General features: G+C 31.4%; 4 protein-coding genes. 3 read left to right on the top strand and 1 reads right to left on the bottom strand.

Annotated elements, in window-relative coordinates:
- The 3 genes from ACHZC3_RS09995 to ACHZC3_RS09985 all read left to right on the top strand — a co-directional run.
- A partial coding sequence (locus tag ACHZC3_RS09995; protein ID WP_394759723.1) for a triose-phosphate isomerase family protein occupies positions 1–463 on the top strand: 463 nt, incomplete at its 5' end.
- A gap of 217 nt (positions 464–680) precedes the next feature.
- On the top strand, positions 681–1,712 hold the full coding sequence (gene lpxK, locus ACHZC3_RS09990) for a tetraacyldisaccharide 4'-kinase (RefSeq protein WP_394759722.1): 1,032 nt from the start codon (positions 681–683) through the stop codon (positions 1,710–1,712).
- The gene (locus tag ACHZC3_RS09985; protein ID WP_394759721.1) at positions 1,684–2,496 is read left to right on the top strand and encodes a purine-nucleoside phosphorylase; all 813 of its coding nucleotides are present in this window, start codon (positions 1,684–1,686) and stop codon (positions 2,494–2,496) included. The genes lpxK and ACHZC3_RS09985 overlap by 29 nt, the downstream gene beginning before the upstream one ends.
- Here ACHZC3_RS09985 and ACHZC3_RS09980 read toward each other — a convergent pair.
- On the bottom strand, positions 2,483–3,072 hold a 590-nt coding region (locus ACHZC3_RS09980), incomplete at its 5' end, for a response regulator (protein ID WP_394759720.1). The genes ACHZC3_RS09985 and ACHZC3_RS09980 overlap by 14 nt on opposite strands.

Genomic DNA, 3,072 nt, shown 5'->3' with positions numbered 1-3,072 from the left:
ACGCAGAGCAATTTTTCATGAAACTGATGCTATGATTTCGTTTAAAGTAGACACTGCTTTAAAACACGACATGATTGTTATTTTTTGTTTTGGTGAAGAGTTAAAAGACCGACAAAACAATCAGCATTTTAATATAGTTGAAAACCAATTGCGTGATGGATTATTTCACTTAGATAAATCTTCATGGGCAAATATAATTTTAGCCTACGAGCCAGTTTGGGCGATAGGAACAGGAGAAACAGCTAGTCCAGAGCAAGCACAAGAAATGCACGAATTTATTAGAGAAACTGTTCGTAAAGTTTTTGGAAGCGATATTGCAGAAGATGTTTCTATCCTTTATGGTGGAAGTGTAAAACCTGATAATGCCGCTGCTATTTTCTCTAAACCAGACATTGATGGAGGACTTATAGGCGGAGCTGCTTTAAAAGCAGATGATTTTGTAGCAATTGTAAATGGGATTTAATTTAGATTATACAATTATATAAATTAACTTATTAGATAATTATATTGAACTATTTTAGGAGGATGAATACTCGAGTGTTAAGCAACTTTTCAAGAGGTTTGTAATTAAAGACTGAACGTTACAAATATGACAAGCTTTTATTAGAAGAATTCTTAGAAGATAGCTTGTTCGGGATAATTCATTTTTGTTTCTTTTTTAAATATCGTATATTCGTAAAATGAATTTCCTACGAAAAATACTATTTCCATTTGCCATTTTATATGGTTTTATAACTAGTATTCGTAATTTTCTCTTCGATTGTGGGATTCTAAAATCCTATTCTTTTCCCATTCCAATTATTGCCGTAGGAAATCTCAGTGTTGGTGGCACAGGGAAAACACCACAAATAGAATATTTAATCAGATTATTGTCAGATAAATACCAGATTGCTACTTTAAGTCGAGGCTATAAGCGAAAATCTGAAGGTTTTATTTTGGCAAATGCGACTTCAAATGCAGAAATTCTTGGAGATGAACCATTTCAGTTTTATAAGAAATTTCCAAATATTCAAGTTGCTGTCGATGCCAATCGCAAAAACGGAATAGAAAAATTACTGTCACTATCTAATAAGCCAGAAGTAATTTTGTTAGATGATGCTTTTCAACACAGAAAAGTAAAAGCAGGTTTTTATATATTGCTTACTGCGTATAATGATTTGTTTACTAATGATTTTATGTTGCCTACTGGAAATCTTCGAGAAAGTAGGAGTGGAGCAAAAAGGGCCAATATGATAATTGTCACTAAATGTCCCAGAGATATTTCTGAACTTGCACAAAATAAAATAAAAAAATTTCTCCTTCGTCGAAATGACAATCAATCGGAAGTATTTTTCACTTTTATAGATTATGACGATAAAGTGTATTCGAATAATAAAACATTGAAGGTAAATGATATAAAAACTGTTGATAAATTACTTTTAGCAGGAATCGCTAAACCCGAATCCTTTTTTGCATATTTGCAATCCGAAAATGATGAATGTCTTATTTATCCAGATCATCATCATTTTTCAGAAAAAGATAGTATTGATATTAAAGAAAAAGCAAAAAATAGAATTATTATTACTACCGAAAAAGACTTTGTTCGTTTAAGCGAGAAGTTACCAAATGAATCTCTTTTTTATTTGCCAATAAAAAGTTCATTTGTAAATAACGGAGAAAATTTTGATAAAAAAATTATAAATTATGTGGGAACAAGTACAAGAAACCGTTGATTTTATTACAAATAAAACTAATTTCTCGCCTGAATATGGAGTGATTTTAGGGTCAGGCTTAGGTAATTTTACAGATGATATTGATGTGGAATATATTTTGCCTTATACAGAAATTCCAAATTTTCCAGTTTCTACAGTTGAAGGACACAAAGGAGCTTTGGTTTTCGGAACCATACAAGGAAAAAAAGTAGTCGCTATGCAAGGTCGTTTCCATTTTTATGAAGGATACGATATGAAACAAGTGACTTTTCCTGTTCGTGTGATGAAACATCTTGGCGTAAAAAAATTAATAGTTTCTAATGCTTCTGGAGGTGTAAATCCTAATTACAAAGTAGGTTCGATTGTGATTATCAAAGACCATATCAATTTTATGCCGGAACATCCGCTTCGAGGAAAAAATGACGAACGTTTTGGCCCACGATTTGTAAATATGAGCGAACCATACAGCCGTAAAATGATTACTAAAGCAAAAGAGATTGCTTTAGAACTTGATATTCAAGTGCAAGATGGTGTTTATCTTGGTTTGCAAGGACCAACTTTTGAAACATTATCTGAATATAGAATGGTTAAAATACTTGGAGCAGATTGCGTAGGAATGAGCACCGTTCCGGAGGTTATTGTGGCAAGCCATATGGGTTTAGAAACTTTTGGAATCTCAGTAATAACAGATATGGGTAATGAGGAAAGTATAGATACTATCACGCATAAAGAAGTTCTTGAAGCTGCAAGCAAAGCAGAACCGCACGTTCGTAATTTAATTAAAGAATTAATTACGCAATATTAGTTTTATTAGCTTTAGCTTCAATTAATAAATTAATTTCTATTATTTTATAGAAAGAATCTGGATTAAATGGTTTGGTTATCACATCATTCATGCCATAAGAAAGTAACATTTCTCTATTTTCATTTAATGAAATAGCTGTTAATGCAATAATGGGTGTGTAGTCATTAAATTTTCTAATTTCGGCAGTTGCAATAGTTCCGTTTATTCCAGGTAAATGGACATCCATTAGAACCAAGTCATAATCCTTAGATTGCATTTTAGCAATTGCATCTTCCCCGGTTTCGCATATATCACAAAGCATTTTTTTCTTTTCGAGGAATTTTTTAGTTATCATCTGATTTATTTTATTGTCTTCAACTAATAAAACATTCTTATTGATAAATATTTTTTCATCTACAATATTATTTACAGTAGACTTAATAATCTCATCTCCAATTTTAAAACTTAAATTAAAAGAAAAAACAGAACCAGCCCCTATTTCACTCTTTACTAATATTTTGCCACCCATTAAGTTAATAAGTCTTTTTACAATGGTTAAACCAAGCCCAGTTCCACCATATTTTCTGTTAATTTCGA

The sequence above is a fragment of the Flavobacterium sp. genome (genome assembly GCF_043720215.1).
Lineage (GTDB): Bacteria > Bacteroidota > Bacteroidia > Flavobacteriales > Flavobacteriaceae > Flavobacterium.
The sequence above is the reverse complement of the archived record's forward strand: the minus strand, read 5'-3'. Positions and strand labels throughout refer to the sequence as shown.

What these genes read in the sequence shown, in the direction of transcription:
- lpxK (WP_394759722.1), top strand. Translation starts at nt 681, where the DNA reads ATGAATTTCCTACGAAAAATACTATTTCCATTTGCCATTTTATATGGT.
- ACHZC3_RS09985 (WP_394759721.1), top strand. Translation starts at nt 1,684, where the DNA reads ATGTGGGAACAAGTACAAGAAACCGTTGATTTTATTACAAATAAAACT.